Origin of the sequence: Nocardia sp. NPDC057663 (genome assembly GCF_042799895.1) — a bacterium.
Taxonomy (GTDB): Bacteria; Actinomycetota; Actinomycetes; order Mycobacteriales; family Mycobacteriaceae; genus Nocardia.
This window is the reverse complement of sequence record NZ_JBHVHX010000004.1, coordinates 219,366-238,118: the sequence shown is the minus strand read 5'-3', so window position 1 is coordinate 238,118 and position 18,753 is coordinate 219,366. Positions and strand designations below refer to the sequence as shown.

The following is an 18,753-nucleotide window of genomic DNA, read 5'->3' as shown; positions in this document are numbered from 1 at the left end:
CCGACTGAAACGATACGCCCGCGCGGTGGCCGTCACCGCGATCTCCGCGTTGCTCACGGTCTGCTCCGCGGCATGCGGCACGACGACCGCAGCAGAGATTCCCGCCTATGCGGTCGCGACGCACGGCGACCGGGAATTCGACAAGACCTTCCGGCACGAGTTCGCCGATGTCGACGGCGTTCGCATGCACTACGTGACCGGAGGTAGCGGCTCGCCGGTGGTGCTCATCCATGGATGGCCGCAGACCTGGTACGGCTGGTGGCAGATTATGCCTGCACTCGCTGAGCATCACACCGTTTACGCCATCGACCTTCCCGGGCTGGGGGACAGTACCGGCTCGCCGAGCGACTACAGCAAGGCCACCTTGGCGCGCTACATCCACACCCTCATCGCCGACCGGCTCGGGGTGCGCGATGCGCAGATCATCGGGCACGACTTCGGCGCCGCAGTGGCATTCCACTACGCCACCCAGTTTCCCGCCGACACCGCGCGTCTCGGATACCTCGACCTGCCTCTCCCCGGGCCCGCAGTGGACGCTCCCACCTACCGCTCGATGAGCTGGCACATCGCCTTCCATTCCCAGCAACAGGTCCCCGAGGCGGTGGTCGGTGACAATGTCCGTGACTACCTGGCTTTGTTCTATCCCCAGGTCTCTTTCGGCGGAACGGCTTTCGGTGGCACCTCGCGGCGTTCTCCGTTCACCGATGCCGAAATCGACGAGTACGCACGGACTTACAGTCGGCCCGAGAACCTGGCCGGCGGCTTCGAGCTCTACCGTTCCCTGGATCAAGACGTCCGCGATTCGGTGGCGGCGGCACCGACGCATGTCCCGACGCTGATCATGACCGCGCAGGGACAGCTCGACCCGGTCCGAGCGAGCGCTGCAGCACGGTTGGCCGATATCGTGCACGCGGTGGACGTTCCGAACGCAGGACACTGGCTCATCGAAGAGAACCCGGATTTCGTCACCACAGAGCTGTTGAGATTCCTTCGCGGATGAGCGCGCCGTCGAAGGCAGGCAACAGAGCCTAGGGTCGGGGCGCGCGAGTTGGCCGTACGGCGCCCGCAGCGTGTGGTGCTCGCCCGTCCCGCTCCCCGGTCATCCGGTGTTGCCGACGGGTGATTCCGTGGGACCGTGATGGGTCGAGAACTTTCGAGCCAGGAGGTCACCGGAGATGCGGGGAATCAACCACATCGTCCTGTTCGTCGCGGATCTGCCGCGCAGTATCGCGTTCTACGAGGACGTGCTCGGATTCGAGCGGCTCGCCGAGGGATTCCCCGGCGGCGCGTTCCTGCGCCACCCGGGCTCGGCCAATGACCACGACCTCGGGCTCTTCCAGGCCAGGACGCCCGCGGCAGGTCCGGCGGGCTCGGTCGGGCTCTATCACGTCGCGTGGGAAGTGGACACTTTGTCCGAGCTCGCGGCTGTCTGGGACCGTCTGGCGGCGGCGCATGCGCTGACCGGTGCGAGCGATCATGGGTCGACCAAGGCGCTCTACGCCCGCGACCCCGACGGCATCGAGTTCGAGGTGTGCTGGCTGGTGCCCGACGAAGACGTCGAGGACGCGCTGGCCCCAGGCACTTCGCTGACCGCACCCCTGGACCTCGACGCCCAGATCCAGCGGTACGGCGCCGCCACTCCGGGCGGCCCGCGCACCGATCCCCAGGTGTGGGCGCGGGTCGCGGCGCGGCGGGCCGCGATGTTCTGACCCGGATTCCGCCCACTCGGCGGTAGACCTGTCGGTGGGGATCGGTAGCGTCGCGTGCTGTGGAAACTGGGGAACGCATGCAAGATCTCGCCGTCCGAATCGTGGCGCTGCGCGACGCCTACTATCAAGGCTCGCCGCTGGTCGCCGACGCCGAGTACGACGCGATCGAAGACGAGCTTCGTGGTCTGATCGAGGCGCACCCCGACCTCACGCCCGACCCGAATCCGCTCAAGCAGGTCGGCGCGCCGGCGGTGCTGCACGCTCCGGTCCGGCATTCGCGTCCCATGCTGTCGCTCGAGAAGGCAACCAAACCCGAGCAGGTCGAGGCGCTCTTCAACCGCTTCCCCGGTCAGCCGGTGGTGGTGATGCCCAAGCTCGACGGCCTGTCACTGGCCCTGGTCTTCGAAGACGGGCGCTTCGTGCGCGCCGTGACCCGGGGCGACGGCACCACCGGGGACGACGTGACCATGCTGGTCCGTGCCCTGGTCGACGGTGTTCCGGAGCGGATCGATGTTCCGGGACGGGTGGAGGTGCGTGGCGAGGCGGTGATGCTGCGGTCGACGTTCGCCGCCTACAACACGGCGCATCCGGACAAACCACTGATCAACCCACGCAACGCCGCGGCGGGCACGCTGCGGGCGAAGGACCCGGCGACGGTCGCCGAGCGCCGCCTGCAGTTCTTCGGCTTCGACCTCGATACCTCCGCCGGCGGTGCCGCGGTCGACCTCGCGGAGGGATTGCGGGCGCTGGGTGTCGAGGGTGCGCGGATGCGTCTGTGCGCCGACGCGGAGCAGGCACAGGCGGCGATCACCGCGATCGAGCAAGGCCGCAACGAGCTGGACTACGACCTCGACGGCGCGGTGCTGCGCCTGGCCGACCGTGATGCGTACGCCGCGGCCGGGACACGGTCGAACTCGCCGCGTGGCGCGCTGGCATTCAAGTTCGCCGCCGAGGAGAAGACCACGGTGCTGGCCGATGTGGTCTGGGACGTCGGCAAGACCGGCAAGATCGTCCCGGTCGCGTGGCTGGAGCCGGTTTTCGTCGGCGGCACGACGGTCACGAAAGCGACGCTGGCCAACCAGGAGGTCATCCGCGCCCGCGACATCAAGATCGGTGACACCGTGCTGGTGCGCCGCGCGGGCGACGTGATCCCGTTCGTGGCGGGCGTACTCGACGCGGCGAAGCGGACGGGTATGGAGCGCGAGATCGTGCCGCCGACCGTCTGCCCCTCGTGCGGGCAGCCGGTCACCGAGCAGGGCAACAGCCGAGAGCTGTTCTGCACCAACGTTTCCTGCTCCGCCCAGACGGTGCGGCGGCTGATCCACTGGGCGTCGCGGGCCGCCGCCGACATCGACGCCATCGGGCAGGTGTGGATCGAACGCCTCGCCGAGGCGGGCATCCTGGAGCGCCCGTCGGACTTCTACACGCTCACCCAGGAGCGCCTGCTCGAATTCGACCGCATCGGCGAGGTCTCGGCCGCGCGGATGATCGAGTCGATCGATGCCAGCCGCCAGGTCGGCCTGCGCCGAGCGCTGATCGGCCTGGCCATCCCGATGGCCTCCGACGGCACCGCAGCTCGTCTGGCCCGAGCGGGATTCGGCTCCCTGGAGGAGGTCGCCGATGCGGGTGAGGAACGACTCGTCGCGGTGGAGGACATCGGACCGAAGGTCGCCGCCTCCCTGGTCGCACACCTCACCCGCCTGCGCCCGGAGCTGGAGCGGTTGCGTGCGGCGGGCGTCAGTCTGGATGTGCGCGCAGAGGATCTTGCCCCGGTCGTCGCGGCCGGTGCGCCCCTGGAAGGTAAGACGGTGGTGATCACCGGCGCCATCAGCGACCCGCGTTCGGGTGAGAAGGTCGCCCGCCCGACGTTTCAACGCCTGTGCGAGCAGGCGGGCGCGACGGCGGCGTCCTCGGTCTCGGCGAACACCGATCTGCTCATCACCGGTGCGGGAGTCGGTGACAGCAAGCTGACCAAGGCGGAGAAGCTCGGCGTCGAGGTCGTCGACCAGGGCGAGATCTGGAACCTGTTGATCGCGGCCAAGGTCGTCTAGTCCGCCTGCGTGCGAGCCGGTCCGGCGTGTTCGGGTGAACTTGTGCTCCGCACAGCTGAAGTGTCACGCGTTCGGCTGGCACGGTGTGGGGTTGTCGATCTGTTCGCGGAGGATGTCGCCGTGACCTGCGTGCCGGGCGAACTCCTGGATCATGGCGAGCAGGGTCCAGCGCATGCTGACCGTTCCCTCGCGGGGAATGTCCACGGTGTCGTCGAGGTCGAAGCGGGACGCGATCTCCCGTGATCGTCGGCTTGCGCGCTCGAACTCGGCGATAACGTCTGCCAGCGACTCGTCGTCGGCGACGGCGAAGGTGCCCTCGTCGCGGCGCGAGTAGCCATCGCAGTCGGATTCGTCGAGGCCCGCCCAGAACCGTTGGAACCAGATCCGTTCCGCGGCAGCGGCATGCTTGATCAAGGAGATCGGTGTCGTCAGCGACGTGACGAGTCGTCGGCGCGCGTCGGCCTCGGACAGGCCGCGTGCGGTCCCGATGAGTGCTTCGCGGTTGCGGTCGAGCATGTTCTCGACGAGCGCGCGCTCGGCGCCGTTGGTAATTCCGTGGGTACTCATGGGATTTCATTCCATTCTGTGGTGTGGTCGCGGCAAGGCGGTGCGGCGATCGCAAAGAACGAGGGCATTCGATTCGCGCGGATTGCGCGGGGAGCATGGCGCGGCGGACGACGTCGACACCGCGGCAAGGCCTGTCAGAAGGCGCTGCTGCCTGGAGCCAGGATATCGCAGAGTTTCGATCCGGGCTGCACGGACGTCAAGCTCGCTGACGCAGCGACCCGGTCGCTGCGCGGGCCTCCGCGGCGATGCGCTCGATGCGGCGGGCAGTGGCGAGGAGCTCGTCGATGTAGCGCCGGCGTGCGGCGGCGGTGACTTCGGTGCGGAGGGGTCCGATCTGGACCTCGAAGAGCGCGCGGCCGTCGGCGGCGAGGACGGGGGCGCTCAGATATCCGAGCGACAGCGACGCGGGGGAGTTCAGGTCGTCTTCGGTGTGGGCGCTGCCGGTGATGTCGCCGAGCAGACTCAGCACGCGCCCGCGAAGTTCGTCGCCGGCCGGGCGGCCGGAGAGAAGGTCGACCACATCGGAGAGGACACGCAGCGCGGTGAGTGCGCCGGGTCGCAGGCTCCAGGCGCAGTAGCCGGTGGTGCGAATCGTTGCCAGGACGTCACGAAACTCGGTGCGGCGCTCGGGATCACCGCGATCGAGCCAGCTGTTCTGGGTAGTGGCGGGGGCGTGGGCGATGAGTGTCGCGCCTGCGGGCGGGAGCAGCGGGATGCGGGTTCCGTTCTCGATGCCGGCCGGGATGAGGCCGGGCCCACCGACGGTCGTCACGAAGATGACGTCGTCGCCACTCGGTGCGGTGAGGGCGGCGCCGCATCCGACGCGGGTGGCCAGGCGTTCGACCTCCTCGCCGATCGCTTCACCCTCGGCGAAAACCGCGGGCGCGAGCAGTCCGACCCGGGCGAGGCCGGGACCCAGCTGGTAGGTCAGGTCGGATTGCCGCCGGACCCACCCGTGCCGGTCGAGGGTGGACAGGATGGCTCCCACCGTCGACCGGCTCAGGTCCAGCGATTGCGCGATCTCGGCCGCCGAGAGCGCGGTGCCGCGGGCGGCGAGCAGTTCCACCACCGCGACGACCCGGCTGGTCGGTGGTGAATCATCGTGGGAGCGAGACGAATCGGATCGCATCCCGCCTCCCTTCCGCAGTGCACGCTGTCGATCGGCTCCGATGATCGCATACGCCGCTCAGCGTGGTGCGATGCGGAACAGCCCGCTCATCGTGCCCTGATAGAGGGTGCGGTCGGGGGAGATGGTGCCGACCATCTGGAGCGTGTTGTGCAGTGCGGTGGCCCCGATCAGCTTCTCCGTCTCGATGCGCCCGGAGACGGCATCGATAACGGTGTAACGGAAGTTGTCGGTCACGCCGACGCTGCCGGTCGGGATGATGGTGTGCCGGGTGACGGTGTAGATCTTGCCGTCGGCCACCGAGAGGCGTGGAACCGCAGCGGACAGCGCCTTGTTCGTCCACATCACCCGGCACCCGGAGCCGGTGACATCGACCCGCACCATACCGCCGGTGAACTGGGCATTCGCCGGTTCACTCGGCCCCGCGCCCTCGGGAACGGCGGGATACGGGTATCCGTAGGTGCCGGCGACGAACAGGCTGTTGCCGGAGCCGATCGGGGAGTTCTCGGTGCCGTCGACCGTCGGCACCGAACAGATCTGGTTGCCGGTCGCGGTGTCGAATACCAGCAGATTCTCTTTCGGCACCGCGTTGTCGGTGATCGTCAGGTATTCGGTGCCGCTGCCGGGTCCGAAGAAAGTCGGAGTGGCGCCGGTGCCCCAGGACAGCTGACCGGGTTTGCGTGCCGGGCCACGATCGTAGGCCTGGCGCCACAGCACCCGGGGATCGCCGGAGCCGTCTACGTCGACCAGGTACAGCGCGTGCGTGGTGGCGATAGCCACGCCCTCCGGTGCGGTGGAGATGCTGTTGGCGACCTTCTCGCCGGGGCCGAGCACGATCGAGCGGGCCACGCCGGTGGCCGGATCGGAGAATCCGGCCACGGCATTGTCGGTAGCGAACCAGACCCGGCCGTCGAAGTCGGCCATGACCGAGCTGACCGCGTCACAGTCCCCGCCGCCGCAGTGGCCGGTGACTGCCTGGGCGATATCGGTTGCCGATTCGATGAAGACCGTCCAGTCGCCGCCGTCGCGGCGGTGGCCGATGCGCAGCAGCTTGCCGCTGCCGTCGACGGTGACCATGCGGTCGCTGCTGTCGAGGTAGGCGTACACGCCGCCGAGCAGGCTGCCCTTGGTCAGGTCGAGCGAGGCGAGCGGCTGCCCGTTGTCCGGATCGAGCAGGAAGACCTTCGGCGCGCGGTCGATGATCTTGGTGCACAGGGCCTGCGGCATGCCGTCCGAACCCTGGAGAATGGTCGGGCACGCGGCGGCGAGCTCACGGAAGTCGCTGTCGATATTCCCCGCGCCGGGACCCGCGAACGGTGTGGCGTCGGAGGATTCGGCATCACCGTGCATGGTCGCCGTCCCTGGTGGGCCGAGATGGGGATTCGCGGGTGGTAGTGAACCGAAGCCTGCCGTGGCGGTGCCGGTGCTGAAGATCAGCAACGCTGTCATGCTGAGCGCGGCGGTCGCGGCGGCGCGACCCATTCTCTCGAACACGGGCGACTCCCTGAGGTGTAGTGCCGGCGTGTCACCCGATCCGGGAAACTCTGCCATACGAATATTCGAACGTTCTCTATCGAATATTCGTATGGCGGTACAGGTTAGGAGGTCCCGGCCACGATGGCAAGGGCTTCTCAGGCCATCATGCTCAGCAGCCCCAGGTTCTCGGCCAGCGCGCCGTCCTGGCCGAGCGCGGTGAAGTCGGCCTCGACGTCGGCGCGGGCGAGCTTGCCCGCTCGCACCGCTCGATAGCGCACAAACGACCAGAGGAAGACGTCGAGGTTGTCGAAACGGGTCCCGCCCTCGAGCACCTCCTCCTCGTGGAACCACACCGCGACCTGGCCGTTGGTGAGCACGACGTAGAGGTTGCCGCCGCCGTCGGCGCCGAGGGAGAACACGTCCTCGTCGGTGAGTTCGGTGGTGTAGTCGGCATCGAGAATGGCGCAGTCGTTGCCGGTGAAGTCGAACGCGTAGGACCAGTCGAAGATGTCGAGGAACTGTGGCAGCCTGCCGGAGCGGACCCGGCGGTCGAAGGCCGCCAGTGCGGCGGCATCGGCAGGGGCCAGCTTCTCGAGAAACCGGGCCACCGAACGGGTTTCGGCGGGGATGACGACCGGTTCGGCGTCAGGGAACCAGCGGGCGAGATCGGTGTCGAGACCGCGATCGGCGTAGCCGACGAGATCGGCGAGGGTGAGCGTCACGCCCCGGATTGTAGGAACAGCGTCCGACATGGGCGCGCCGCGTCAGCATCTGCCCTCACAGATCCAGGACGAGAGTGCCTCCGTGGCAACGGGATACACACGCGAGTGTCATCCCCTCGGCATGTTCGGTGTCGGTGAGAACGGTGTCGCGGTGGTCGGGGGCGCCGGCGACGACTCGGACCACACAGGTGCGGCAGAACCCCTGGCGGCAGGAGTAGGGCTGGTTCGGGCGAGCTCGCAGAATGGCGGCGAGCATGGTTTCGTCGGCGCCGACCTCGACGACTTCGCCGGTGGCGGCGAGCTGTACGGCGAAGGGGGTGCCGTCGACGACCGGGGCGGGTGAGAAACGCTCCGAATGGAATTCGACGCCGTCGATGTCCCTGATCGCGCTCAGGAGCGCGGCCGTCATGACGACCGGTCCGCAGCAGTACACCGCGGTGTCACCGTCGACGCCGGCGAGCAGATCCGCGGCGGTGGGGATGCCGTGGTCGGTGTCGGTGCGCACCGTGACCCGGTCACCGAACTCGGCGATCTCGTCGAGGAACGGGATGGTGTCGCGGGTGCGGCCGCAGTAGACCATCGTCCACGGCACGCCGAGCCGGTCGGCGGCCCTGGCCATCGTCAGGATCGGGGTGATGCCGATGCCGCCCGCCACGAAATGCAGTCGGCGTGCGGTGGATCCGCGGCCGGGTGGGGCGAACAGGAAGGCGTTGCGCGGGCCGCGCACCATCAGTTCCGTGCCGACCGCCAGCTCTTCGTGCACTTCGATCGATCCGCCGCCACCGTCGGGGATGCGGCGCACCGCGATCCGGTAGGCGCCGCGATCGGCGGGGTCGCCGCACAGTGAGTACTGGCGGATCCGGCCCGACGGCAGTTCCAGGTCGATGTGCGCGCCGGGCTGCCAGCGCGGCAGGCTGCGCCCGGACGGTGCTTCGAGGCGCAGGCACACCACATCGGCGTCGGCCGCGACGAGCGCCCGATCGGTGACGACGACCGGAAAACGGTTGTCGTCCACGCCGGATTCGAGCTTGCCCCGGTTGATCAGCGTCGACAGACTCACCTTCGCGGTGGCGATCCGGTCGATGACCCGGGTGGTCGGATCCTGGACGTGCCTGCCGTACAGGTCCGGCGGCAGCACGGTGGGAACGGGGCGGGTCACTGGTGCGCCGCCCTGGCCGCGGGAGACTTGGCGAGGTAGGCGATCGCCTGCTCGGTCGACCCGACGGTGTTCGGCGAATAGCGCGGGTTGAACGTCGACAGCGCACTGATCGCGAGCGCGCGCAGTCGCGGCAGCGCCCCGCGCCGCATCGCGCCGAGGATCCGCCACAGCAGCATCGGGTAGCCGATGTTCGGCATGCCGGGGTCCTGGTTGATCAGGTAGCGGGTGCCGCGCAGGACCAGGACCAGCAGGATCGGGATGACGATCATCATCATCACCGCGCGCCGCAGATATCCCGCGCCGAAGTAGATCGCCACATCGTGGGCGACATTGCGGTGCTCGACCTCCTCGGCGCCGTGCCAGCGGAACAGGTCAAGCATGCGCGGGTCCGCGTGGTGTTTCTCCAAGTCGGCGTTGAGGATCCAGTCGCCGAGCCAGGCGAAGAAGTGCTCGAGGCTGGCGATGAAGGTCAGCCGCTCCACCATCCGCACCTCGGTGGCCGCGGTGCTGCCGTCGCGGGGCCCGAGGGTGTTGCGGAAGACGAATTCCATCTGCCGCACATACGGCGCGGTGTCGATGCCGTGCGCGGCGAGCACCCCGGCCAGCACCTTCTGGTGGGTCTCGGCGTGCATCGCCTCCTGGCCGATGAAGCCGAGCATGTCCTCGCGCAGCTTGGCGTCCGCGACATACGGCAGCGCCTCGCTGTACGCCGCGCAGAACATCCGTTCCCCTTCGGGGAGCAGCAGATTCAGCGAATTGACGACGTGCGAGGCCACCGGCTCGTCCGGCATCCACCGCAACGCGGTGTCGGTCCAGTCGAACTGGACATTGCGCGCGTGCAGCGCGACGTGGGCGGGCTGGGCCCGGCGACGGCGAAGCGGCTTCATCGGTACCCCTCGGACGGTGTGGTGACAGGGGCGTGGCCGGCACGCAGGAAACTGCCGGTGCCCCACTCGGTGCCGAGGCCGTCGGCGAACGCGCCGCGCTCGAACACCCGCTTGCCGCCGACGACGGTGGCGACCACGGCGTCGTCGTTGCGGTTGACCATCCGGTCGAGCCCGAACTCCGGCAGCGGCGCCTCGTGCAGTTCGTGCACCCGGGCATCCAGTCCGGCCGGATCCAGGACGAGCAGGTCGGCGCGGTCGCCTTCGCGCAGATGACCGGCGTCGATCTGGAACCAGTCGGCGAGCTCGCCGGTGAGACGGTGGACGGCGCGTTCGACGCTCAGGAAGGGCTTGCCCGCTTCCTGCGCGCGCAGCACGCGTTCCAGCAGGCGCAGCGGGTAGTTGTAGAAGGACATGTTGCGCAGGTGCGCGCCGGCGTCGCCGAAGCCCATCTGCACGCCGCTGCTGGCGGCGAGTTTGTTCAGGTAGCCGGGCCGGTCGTTGGCGATGGTAGTGCGCCAGCGCAGCGCGGCACCGTGCTCGACGACCAGGTCGAGGTAGGCGTCGACCGGATGCAGACCCAGGTTCTTGCCGACCTGACCGATCGTCTTGCCGACCACCGACGCGTCGGGACAGGCCACGATCTCGGCGTCGAAGAAATCGCGGTGCCAGATGCGCGGGGTGAACTTGTTGTCGTACTGCTTGCGGAACCAGCGCCGGTAGGACTCGTCCCGCAGCAGTTCGTTGCGCTCGACCTGATCCTTGAGATGCAGCGCTGCCGCACCGGCACCGAACTCTTCGAAGACGACCAGATCGATGCCGTCGGCGTACACCGTGAACGGCACCGGCAGGTGCTGCCAGCGGAAGTCGGTGCGCGCGAAGCGGTTCAGCAGTGGCGCCACCGTCAGCATGAACCACACCAGCGGCGGGTAGGCCTTGGAGTCGGCGGCCGAGAGCAACGAGGTGCGCAGCGGACGGCGGCCGACACCCGCGCTGGCCAAGAAGAACTTGGCGATGTTCGGGCGCAGGCTCACCGTCGGCGCGCTCTGCAAGATGCGGCGGTTGCGGCGCAGCACCCGGTTCAGCGCTCGCGTCTCCTTGCCGCGGGCGTAGGTCGAGGGCAGCGAGCGCGACCGGTACTCGTCGCCGTCGATCTTGTCGAGCGGGTTCGACATCGACGACAAGCCGAGGAAGCCCGCGGCGATCGCCTCACCGAGCAGTTCTTGCATCCGCTCGATCTCGGCGGCGGTCGGCTTGGTGTCACGGGTGACCGCGCGCCCGAGCCCGAGCACATGGGTACGCAGATCCGAATGACCGAGGAACGCGGCGATATTCGGCCCCAGCGGCAGCTCGTCGATCGCCTTCGCGTATTCGGCCGGGCCGGACCAGGTGCGGGTGCGGTCGAGCGTCTCGTACACCGCGTCCCGAGGCACGGCTTCGACCCGGCTGAAGAGGTCGGCGCAATCGGTGTTGGACGCCAGGACCGTCGACAGCGAGCAGTTGCCGATGACGACGGTGGTGACACCGTGGCGCAGCGACTCCGACAGTTCCGGCTTGATCAGCACCTCGGCGTCGTAGTGGGTGTGCACGTCGACGAAGCCGGGCACGACCCACTTGCCGTCGGCGTCGATCACCGCGGTGTCCGGTCCGACGGGCAGCGGTTCGGCCGAAACCCGTTGTACGACACCGTCAGTGATGCCGAGATGGCGCTCAGCGGCAGGCGCGCCGGTGCCGTCGAACCAGGTGCCGCCGGTGATGACGAGATCGAAATCGGTCATGAGGGAGCTACTTTCCGCTGTCGGTCGAGTGCGCTGCGATGAACTTCTCCGCGTAGCCGGCGATCGCGTCCGGGTCGGAGAAAGGCAGCCAGTGGCCGCGCGGCAGGTCGTGGCGGATCAGTTCGCCTGCCCACTCGCCATAGGCGTCGTAGCCGGCCGGGCGCACAGCGATATCGCGGGTGTTGACGATCAACTGGACGGGCACCGCGGTGCGCCGGTCCCGCGGGCCGGCCATGCGGGGAATGATGTTGGCTTGGTAGAAGCGCAGGCCGGAGATCATGTCGCGGCGCAGGGTGTCGGCGACGGTGACCTGGTCGGGCCGGATGCCCTCGACCAGGCGCAGGAACAGCCGCCACATCCGCGCCGACCCGGCCACCCGGAAGAACAGGCCGGGCAGCACCGGCAGCATGAAGAACCCGGTGTAGGCCGAGGACAGGCCCTGGGCGAGGGTGTTCCAGATCGCGCGGGGGGTCGGCCTGCGCAGCGGCGCCCGCAGGAACTTGCCGAGGTGGTCGAGGTTGGGGCCGGAGATCGAGGTGAAGGACGCGACGAATTCCTCGGCACCCTGTTCGCAGACCGCCTCCCAGACCTGGACCGAGCCCCAGTCGTGCGCGACGACGTGCACCGGCTGCTCCGGGCTGAGCTGGTCGACGACGGCGAAGAAGTCGGTGGCCAGGCGATCGAGGCGATAGGCCGACACCGCGCGCGGAGCGCTGGACTCGCCGTACCCGCGGGTGTCGTAGGCCAGGACCCGGTACTTGTCCGACAGCAGCGCGATCACGCCGTCCCACAGGTGGTGGGTATCGGGCCAGCCGTGCACCAGTACCACCGGTACACCGTCGGGCTGTCCGTACTCGAAGACAGCGAGCTCGATCTCACCGTTTCCGACCCGGTGTTGTCGCCTCGGCGCTGGCCGGACACTGGGCTGATTGTCGAGGTGAGCCGCCATGGGAATTCCTTCTGGACGCGTGCGCCACTGCACGTTGTACTCTGAGTTCGATTTATAGTACCGCTGGTACCGGATGACGAGTCTCCCGGTACGCCGCCGTCTCTGTCAAGCGTGGTGGCCTCCGCAGTCGGGGTATTCACCGCCGGAACTGCCGGTATGCTGCCGAGACGGCTACGGCGACGCGGAAGAACAGGGACATGTCGATGACATCGGGGCGTTCGGCCGCGCGGATCCTCTCGCGCGACGACGTCGTCCGCGGTGCGATCCGCGCCATCGGGCGCGACGGCGCGCAGGTGACGATGGGTGCGATCGCGGCCGAGGTGGGCGTCGCGAAACCACGGCTGTACCGCATGTTCGCGGACAAGTCCGACCTGGATCGGGCCGTCGCGGACTGGCTGGTCGACCAGATCTACCGCGCGGTGGCGCCGGATCTGTCGTTGATGATGCAGACCCGCCGCGCCACCGTCCACCAGTTCATGACCGCGGCCACCGAGGTCGTGCTGACGTACCCGAACGTATTCCGGTACGTGGCGATCACGCAGAGCGTTGCGACCGGCGACAGCTCGGCGCGCCCCCTCGACGTGGGCAGGCGCTTGTCGGACGACCTGGCCGAGCGGACGAGAACACTGTTCGCCGCGGTCGGCCTCGACACCGACGGCGTGGATCACCTCGCCCGTGGCATCGTCGGCTTCCTCGTCGCGGTCACCGATCTCTGGCTCGATGTGCCGGGCAAGCCGGAACCGGCCGCCACCGAGGAATTCATCGAGCGCAGTACCGATTCCGTCTGCCAACTGCTCGACGGCTTCCTTCGCGGGAAGGGCGTCGTCGTCGACCCGGACCAGCCGGTCGTCGAAACGCTGGCCGCGATCTCCCAGCGGATCCCGCCACCCTGACGATGCTCTCGTACCGTGGACGACATGGGCGAACGCATGGTGGTCATCGGTGGGGATGCGACGGGGATGGCCGCGGCGTCTCAGGCGCGCAGGCTGCGCGGTGCCGACGAGCTCGAGATCGTCGTGTTCGAGAAAGGCAACCACGCCTCGTATTCGGCGTGCGGTATTCCGTACTGGGTGAGCGGGGACGTCGGCGACGCCGAGGACCTGATCGCGCGTACGCCCGCCGAGCACCGCGCTCGTGACATCGACCTGCGCCTGCGGACCGAGGTGACCGAGATCGATCCGGCGGGGCGACAGGTACTCTCGCGCGACCTCGGCACCGGCGCGCAATCGTGGACGAGCTACGACAAGCTCGTACTGGCCACCGGCGCGACGCCGGTCCGTCCGCCGCTGCCGGGTATCGATGCCGAGGGCGTGTACGGCGTGCAGACCCTCGACGACGGGCAGGCCGTCATCGACGGGCTCGCGGCGGCGACCGGGCGGGACGCGGTCGTCGTGGGCGCCGGGTACATCGGCGTCGAGATGGCCGAGGCGCTGGTGCGGCGCGGATTCCGGGTCACCATGGTCACCCGGGGCGCCGAACCCATGTCCACGCTGGACCCCGATATGGGCGCGCTCGTCCGGGAAGCCATGGTGGGAATGGGAATTCGGGTCGTGACGAACGCCGAAGTCACCGCCATGCGGACCGGCTCGGACGGACGGGTCCGGGCGGTGACGACCGCCGCCGCCGGGTATCCGGCAGATGTGGTGATCCTGGGGATCGGCGTGCGCCCGGCCACCGACCTCGCTCGCCGAGCCGGGCTGCCGCTGGGCGAGGACGGCGGTCTGCTCACCGACCTCGCCCAGCGTGTGCGCGGATACGACGACATCTGGGCCGGCGGTGACTGCGTGGAGGTGCTGGACCTGGTGTCCGGCACGCTGCGCCACGTGGCGCTCGGCACCCACGCCAACAAGCACGGCCAGGTCATCGGATCGGGCGTCGGCGGCGGATACGCCACCTTCCCCGGCGTGGTCGGCACCGCGATCAGCAAAGTGTGTGATCTCGAGGTGGCGCGCACCGGCCTGGGGGAGAAGGACGCTCGGCGCGCCGGACTGCAGTTCCACTCCGTCACCATCGAATCCACCGGACGGGCAGGCTATTTCCCCGGCGCGGAGCCCATGACGGTGAAGATGCTCGCCGAACGCCGCACCGGCCGGCTGCTCGGCGTGCAGATCGTCGGCCGGGACGGTGCGGGCAAGCGCATCGACACCGCCGCGGTCGCGCTCACCGCGCGCATGACGGTGGAGCAGGTGATTTCACTCGATCTCGGCTACGCGCCCCCGTTCTCACCGGTCTGGGATCCGGTGCTGGTCGCCGCCCGCGCAGCGGCACGCGCGGTGGCACGAGGCCACTGAACTTCCGGGAGCGTAGGTCCGCGGCCGTCGCCTTCGCAGGCCGGGGCGCCGACGAAGCATCGGGGTCGATCGCAGGCTACGGTCCTCGCGGATGCGGCATATGAGGTGTCCGCAAATGTTCAGCTATGTTACTTTTCCTTTCGATGAGATCGTCGGGGTGGCAGGCGGTCGCGTAAGGGTTGGCAGCTGTGTCTAGGGAGTCGGATGATGTCGAGTGGCCTGGCCGGTGCTCGTTCCGTCGCGGACCAGCGCAAGCCGTTCTCTGATCCACGATTCGAGCGTTTCCTGGCGCTGATCGACGGCTTGTCCGCCGAGTCGCACGAGATTCTGACCGGATTCGCCGAGCGGCTGCGCGCCGTCGAGCGGATGCCCGGCGACTCGCTGGTCGACTAACCAGTTCGGTTTCCTCTCCGGGCCTTGTCCTCTTCTACCCATATATCTGGGACGTATGACTCACTAAATCTGCGCAGGTTGGCGCCGTGAATGCACGCTGACCGGATTTGGTCTGCCGAAGATCGGTCCATGCCTAGGTATTGACCTGGACTCGGTGTCCAACCTACATTGCAGTGACACCGTGTCCCATATAACCGGGACGCGCGGCACACAGGAGTGCGTACATGACACAGAAGGTGTTCGTCGTCGGCGTCGGGATGACGAAGTTCGAGAAACCGGGCGAACTGGAATGGGACTACCCCGACATGGCCAGGGAGGCGGGCGCCAAGGCGCTCGCGGACGCCGGCATCGACTACGACCGCGTCGACCAGGCCTACGTCGGCTATGTGTACGGCGAGTCCACCTCGGGTCAGCGCGCGGTCTACGAGCTCGGGCTGACCGGCATTCCGGTGGTGAACGTCAACAACAACTGCTCCACCGGATCGACCGCGCTCTACCTCGCGGCGCAGGCGATCCGGGGCGGGCTGGCCGACTGCACGCTGGCGCTGGGCTTCGAGAAGATGCAGAAGGGTTCGCTCGGTTCGACCTTCGACGACCGTGAGCAGCCGATGATGCGGCACCTGCTCGCGCTGGCCGAACTGCAGGAGTTCGCGATGCCGCCCGCACCGTACATGTTCGGCGCCGCGGGCCAAGAGCACATGGAGCGCTACGGCACCACCGCCGAGCAGTTCGCCAAGATCGGCGTGAAGAACCACAAGCACTCGGTGAACAACCCGTACGCGCAGTTCCAGAAGGAATACAGCCTCGACGAAGTGCTGGCCGCCAAGCAGATCTACGGCCCGCTCACCAAACTGCAGTGCTCGCCGACCTCCGACGGTTCCGGCGCGGTCATCCTCGCCAGTGAGGCCTTCGTGGACCTGCACAACCTGGCCGATCGCGCCGTGGAGATGGTCGGGCAGTCGATGGTCACCGATCTGGAGTCCACCTTCTCCACGCAGGGCGCGATCAACCTCGTCGGCGCCGACATGTCGCGTACCGCGGCGCTGAAGGTCTACGAGCAGGCGGGCATCGGCCCCGAGGACGTCGACGTCATCGAGCTGCACGACTGCTTCTCCACCAACGAACTGCTGACCTACGAGGCGCTCGGCCTGTGCGCGCCTGGTGAGGGCGGTCGGCTCGTCGACGACAACGCCACCACCTACGGCGGTCAGTGGGTCGTCAACCCGTCCGGCGGCTTGATCTCCAAGGGTCATCCGCTCGGCGCCACCGGTCTGGCCCAGTGCAGCGAACTCACCTGGCAGCTGCGCGGCGACGCCGACGCCCGCCAGGTCGACAACGCACGAATCGCCCTGCAGCACAACATCGGTCTCGGTGGCGCGGTCGTGGTGACCGCCTACCGCCCGGCCAACCGCTGATCTTCCCCCACGAACCCCCCGAGGAGTAACCCCATGGCATCTGTGTCCGTTTCCACCGATCTTCCCGTCACCCCCGAGCAGGCGTGGGCCCGCCTGAGCGACCTCGCGAACTGGGAGGACTGGCTCACCATCCACCAGGGCTGGCGCAGCGAGCTCCCCACCGAGCTGACCGCGGGCTCGCGTTTCATCGAGGTCGTCTCGGTGATGAACATGGCCAACAAGATCGAGTGGACCGTCGCCGAGGTCGACCCGAACAAGTACCTGCGCATCACCGGCACCGGAATGGCCGGTGTCACCGTCGAATTCGCGCTGAAGGTGGAGGCGACCGAGTCCGGCTCGAGTGCCGCGTTCGACGCCGGCTTCAAGGGCACCATGATCGTCGGCCCGATCGGCAAGGCCGTCGCCAAGCACGCCGAAGCCGACCTGAAGGCCTCGATGGCCAAGTTCACCGAGCTCGTCGGTTCGGCCGCATGACCACTTCGGAATCGGCCGGGGTCGTCTTCGACGGCTCCGGCCTGGGGGAGTGGACCGACGCGGAGCGGTTCTCGGTCACCGCGGAGCGGATCGCGGAATACGCCGCGGCGACCAATGATCCGATCGACGCCCACCGCAGCGGCGAGATCGCGCCGCCGGTGTTCGCGGTCGTCCCGGTGTTCACCTCGATGGCGCCCGCCGCCCTGTCGGTGGCGCCGGTGGAACTGCTGATGAAGCTCGTACACGGTGAGCAGGACTTCCTGTTCCACCGGCCGATCCGGCCCGGCGACGAACTGGTGGTGCGCGCCAAGCCGATCGGCTACGTGGGCAAGCCGAACGGTTCGACGGTGGTCGTCTACGCGGAAACCCGGGACGCCACGGGTGAACTCGTCAACGAGCAGTGGATGACGGCGTTCTTCCGCAAGGTCGACGCGGGTCCCGGCGTTGGGGAGCAGGCGCCCGAGCACCGGATCACCGACGCCGACCGGGCGAGCGAGCCGGTCGCGACGGTCACCGCGCACATCGACAGCGACCAGACCTTCCGCTACGCGCCCGCCTCCGGCGATCCGATGCCGATCCACCTCGACGACGAAATCGCCAGGATGGCAGGGCTTCCCGGCATCATCAACCACGGTCTGTGCACCATGGCGTTCACGTCCTGGGCCGCGCTGACCGAACTCGCCGCCGGTGACACCGCGCGCCTGCGCCGCCTCGCCGTGCGCTTCGCCAAGCCGGTGCTGCCGGGCCAGGACATCACCACGACCCTGTGGCGCACCGCCGCCGCACCGGGTGTCGCCGCCTACGCCTTCGAGACCGAAGCCGCGGGCCAGATCGCGATCACCGACGGCCGCGTCGAAATCAACGAGGAGAACTGAACTCATGGGAAAGCTTGACGGGCGCGTCGCAGTCGTCACCGGCGCCGGGCGCGGTATCGGCCGCGAACACGCGCTGCTGTTCGCCCGCGAAGGCGCGAAGGTCGTGGTCAACGATCTCGGCGGCGCCAACGACGGCTCCGGCATCGATGCCGGACCGGCTCAGCAGGTGGTCGACGAGATCGTCGCCGCCGGTGGCCGGGCAGTCGCCAACACCGACGACATCGCCACCTGGGACGGCGCGAAAGCTCTTGTCGACCAGGCGATCAGCGAGTACGGCACGCTCGACGTGCTGGTGAACAACGCGGGCATCCTGCGCGACGCCTTCATCGCGGGCATGGACGAATCCCAGTGGGACGCCGTCATCGCCGTGCACCTCAAGGGCCACGCCGCCACCCTGCATCACGCCGCGGCGTACTGGAAGGCCCAGACCAAGGCGGGCGTCCCCGTCAACGCGGCGGTGATCAACACCGCCTCGGCCTCGGGCACCTTCATGCCCAATGCCGGACAGGGCAACTACGGCGCCGCCAAGGCGGGCATCGCCGCGCTGACCCTGGTCGCCGCCGACGAGCTCGAGCGCTACGGCGTGCGGGTCAACGCGATCGCCCCGATCGCGCGCACCCGCCTGACCCTGGCCACCCCGGGCATGGGCGCGCTGTTCGCCGCCGAGGTACCCGAGGGCGAGTTCGACGCGTTCGCCCCCGCCAATATCTCGCCGCTGGTCGCGCACCTGGCCGAGGCCGACTGCCCGCTCACGGGAAAGGTGTTCGCGGTGCAGGGCGGCGCGATCGTCGAACTGGCCGGCTGGCACGACGTGCGCACGGTCGAGACCGACGGCCCGTGGACCATCGACGAGGTCGCGGCCCAGCTGAAGGAGACCAGCTAGT

At 68.5% G+C, this 18,753-nt stretch carries 18 protein-coding genes; 10 read left to right on the top strand and 8 right to left on the bottom strand.

From position 1 onward, the window contains the following. Positions 1–25: 25 nt before the first annotated feature. The 3 genes from ACFVAV_RS12350 to ligA all read left to right on the top strand — a co-directional run bounded on the left by ACFVAV_RS12350 (position 26) and on the right by ligA (position 3,760). Positions 26–1,000: an alpha/beta fold hydrolase gene (locus ACFVAV_RS12350; RefSeq protein ID WP_379034086.1), complete on the top strand. Its 975-nt coding sequence runs from the start codon at positions 26–28 to the stop codon at positions 998–1,000. Positions 1,001–1,175: 175 nt separating this feature from the next. Next, positions 1,176–1,709 carry a VOC family protein gene (locus ACFVAV_RS12345; protein WP_379034084.1) on the top strand — a complete coding sequence of 178 codons (534 nt, stop codon included), beginning with the start codon at positions 1,176–1,178 and terminating at the stop codon, positions 1,707–1,709. A gap of 59 nt (positions 1,710–1,768) precedes the next feature. Next, positions 1,769–3,760, top strand: coding sequence for an NAD-dependent DNA ligase LigA (gene ligA, locus ACFVAV_RS12340; RefSeq protein WP_379034082.1), 1,992 nt, complete (start codon positions 1,769–1,771; stop codon positions 3,758–3,760). 63 nt (positions 3,761–3,823) lie between these two features. Here ligA and ACFVAV_RS12335 read toward each other — a convergent pair whose 3' ends face one another. From ACFVAV_RS12335 to ACFVAV_RS12300, 8 genes are all read right to left on the bottom strand, one after another. Continuing rightward, positions 3,824–4,327, bottom strand: coding sequence for a DinB family protein (locus ACFVAV_RS12335; RefSeq protein ID WP_379034080.1), 504 nt, complete (start codon positions 4,325–4,327; stop codon positions 3,824–3,826). A 196-nt stretch (positions 4,328–4,523) separates the two neighbouring features. Beyond that, complete coding sequence (locus ACFVAV_RS12330) at positions 4,524–5,456, bottom strand: IclR family transcriptional regulator (RefSeq protein ID WP_379034078.1); 933 nt, start codon at positions 5,454–5,456, stop codon at positions 4,524–4,526. A 57-nt stretch (positions 5,457–5,513) separates the two neighbouring features. Then, complete coding sequence (locus ACFVAV_RS12325; RefSeq protein ID WP_379034555.1) at positions 5,514–6,935, bottom strand: hypothetical protein; 1,422 nt, start codon at positions 6,933–6,935, stop codon at positions 5,514–5,516. A 149-nt stretch (positions 6,936–7,084) separates the two neighbouring features. After that, positions 7,085–7,651 (bottom strand): hypothetical protein, encoded by a 567-nt coding sequence (locus tag ACFVAV_RS12320; protein ID WP_379034076.1) that lies wholly within the window; start codon positions 7,649–7,651, stop codon positions 7,085–7,087. Positions 7,652–7,706: 55 nt separating this feature from the next. After that, positions 7,707–8,810: a PDR/VanB family oxidoreductase gene (locus ACFVAV_RS12315; protein WP_379034074.1), complete on the bottom strand. Its 1,104-nt coding sequence runs from the start codon at positions 8,808–8,810 to the stop codon at positions 7,707–7,709. Beyond that, positions 8,807–9,697 carry a metal-dependent hydrolase gene (locus ACFVAV_RS12310; protein ID WP_379034072.1) on the bottom strand — a complete coding sequence of 297 codons (891 nt, stop codon included), beginning with the start codon at positions 9,695–9,697 and terminating at the stop codon, positions 8,807–8,809. The genes ACFVAV_RS12315 and ACFVAV_RS12310 overlap by 4 nt, the downstream gene beginning before the upstream one ends. Next, positions 9,694–11,472: an amidohydrolase family protein gene (locus ACFVAV_RS12305; protein ID WP_379034070.1), complete on the bottom strand. Its 1,779-nt coding sequence runs from the start codon at positions 11,470–11,472 to the stop codon at positions 9,694–9,696. The genes ACFVAV_RS12310 and ACFVAV_RS12305 overlap by 4 nt, the downstream gene beginning before the upstream one ends. A gap of 7 nt (positions 11,473–11,479) precedes the next feature. Further along, complete coding sequence (locus ACFVAV_RS12300) at positions 11,480–12,421, bottom strand: alpha/beta fold hydrolase (RefSeq protein WP_379034068.1); 942 nt, start codon at positions 12,419–12,421, stop codon at positions 11,480–11,482. A gap of 203 nt (positions 12,422–12,624) precedes the next feature. Here ACFVAV_RS12300 and ACFVAV_RS12295 point away from each other — a divergent pair, with 203 nt between their 5' ends. The 7 genes from ACFVAV_RS12295 to ACFVAV_RS12265 all read left to right on the top strand — a co-directional run bounded on the left by ACFVAV_RS12295 (position 12,625) and on the right by ACFVAV_RS12265 (position 18,752). Then, positions 12,625–13,314, top strand: a complete 690-nt coding sequence (locus tag ACFVAV_RS12295) for a TetR/AcrR family transcriptional regulator (protein WP_379034066.1) — start codon at positions 12,625–12,627, stop codon at positions 13,312–13,314. 24 nt (positions 13,315–13,338) lie between these two features. After that, positions 13,339–14,712, top strand: coding sequence for an FAD-dependent oxidoreductase (locus tag ACFVAV_RS12290; protein WP_379034064.1), 1,374 nt, complete (start codon positions 13,339–13,341; stop codon positions 14,710–14,712). A gap of 204 nt (positions 14,713–14,916) precedes the next feature. Next, positions 14,917–15,105 (top strand): hypothetical protein, encoded by a 189-nt coding sequence (locus ACFVAV_RS12285; protein ID WP_379034062.1) that lies wholly within the window; start codon positions 14,917–14,919, stop codon positions 15,103–15,105. Between the two features lie 224 nt (positions 15,106–15,329). Beyond that, complete coding sequence (locus tag ACFVAV_RS12280; protein WP_379034060.1) at positions 15,330–16,520, top strand: lipid-transfer protein; 1,191 nt, start codon at positions 15,330–15,332, stop codon at positions 16,518–16,520. 33 nt (positions 16,521–16,553) lie between these two features. Beyond that, positions 16,554–16,994, top strand: coding sequence for an SRPBCC family protein (locus tag ACFVAV_RS12275; protein ID WP_379034058.1), 441 nt, complete (start codon positions 16,554–16,556; stop codon positions 16,992–16,994). Further along, positions 16,991–17,869 carry a MaoC/PaaZ C-terminal domain-containing protein gene (locus ACFVAV_RS12270; protein ID WP_379034056.1) on the top strand — a complete coding sequence of 293 codons (879 nt, stop codon included), beginning with the start codon at positions 16,991–16,993 and terminating at the stop codon, positions 17,867–17,869. The genes ACFVAV_RS12275 and ACFVAV_RS12270 overlap by 4 nt, the downstream gene beginning before the upstream one ends. A gap of 4 nt (positions 17,870–17,873) precedes the next feature. Further along, positions 17,874–18,752, top strand: coding sequence for an SDR family oxidoreductase (locus ACFVAV_RS12265; RefSeq protein ID WP_379034054.1), 879 nt, complete (start codon positions 17,874–17,876; stop codon positions 18,750–18,752). Position 18,753: the final 1 nt, after the last annotated feature.

Excerpts from the sequence above, each read along its gene's own strand:
- ACFVAV_RS12345 (WP_379034084.1), top strand. The coding sequence starts at position 1,176 with ATGCGGGGAATCAACCACATCGTCCTGTTCGTCGCGGATCTGCCGCGC.
- ACFVAV_RS12335 (WP_379034080.1), bottom strand. The coding sequence starts at position 4,327 with ATGAGTACCCACGGAATTACCAACGGCGCCGAGCGCGCGCTCGTCGAG.
- ACFVAV_RS12330 (WP_379034078.1), bottom strand. The coding sequence starts at position 5,456 with ATGCGATCCGATTCGTCTCGCTCCCACGATGATTCACCACCGACCAGC.
- ACFVAV_RS12325 (WP_379034555.1), bottom strand. The coding sequence starts at position 6,935 with ATGGGTCGCGCCGCCGCGACCGCCGCGCTCAGCATGACAGCGTTGCTG.
- ACFVAV_RS12310 (WP_379034072.1), bottom strand. The coding sequence starts at position 9,697 with ATGAAGCCGCTTCGCCGTCGCCGGGCCCAGCCCGCCCACGTCGCGCTG.
- ACFVAV_RS12305 (WP_379034070.1), bottom strand. The coding sequence starts at position 11,472 with ATGACCGATTTCGATCTCGTCATCACCGGCGGCACCTGGTTCGACGGC.
- ACFVAV_RS12300 (WP_379034068.1), bottom strand. The coding sequence starts at position 12,421 with ATGGCGGCTCACCTCGACAATCAGCCCAGTGTCCGGCCAGCGCCGAGG.
- ACFVAV_RS12295 (WP_379034066.1), top strand. The coding sequence starts at position 12,625 with ATGACATCGGGGCGTTCGGCCGCGCGGATCCTCTCGCGCGACGACGTC.
- ACFVAV_RS12290 (WP_379034064.1), top strand. The coding sequence starts at position 13,339 with ATGGGCGAACGCATGGTGGTCATCGGTGGGGATGCGACGGGGATGGCC.
- ACFVAV_RS12285 (WP_379034062.1), top strand. The coding sequence starts at position 14,917 with ATGATGTCGAGTGGCCTGGCCGGTGCTCGTTCCGTCGCGGACCAGCGC.
- ACFVAV_RS12280 (WP_379034060.1), top strand. The coding sequence starts at position 15,330 with ATGACACAGAAGGTGTTCGTCGTCGGCGTCGGGATGACGAAGTTCGAG.
- ACFVAV_RS12275 (WP_379034058.1), top strand. The coding sequence starts at position 16,554 with ATGGCATCTGTGTCCGTTTCCACCGATCTTCCCGTCACCCCCGAGCAG.
- ACFVAV_RS12270 (WP_379034056.1), top strand. The coding sequence starts at position 16,991 with ATGACCACTTCGGAATCGGCCGGGGTCGTCTTCGACGGCTCCGGCCTG.
- ACFVAV_RS12265 (WP_379034054.1), top strand. The coding sequence starts at position 17,874 with ATGGGAAAGCTTGACGGGCGCGTCGCAGTCGTCACCGGCGCCGGGCGC.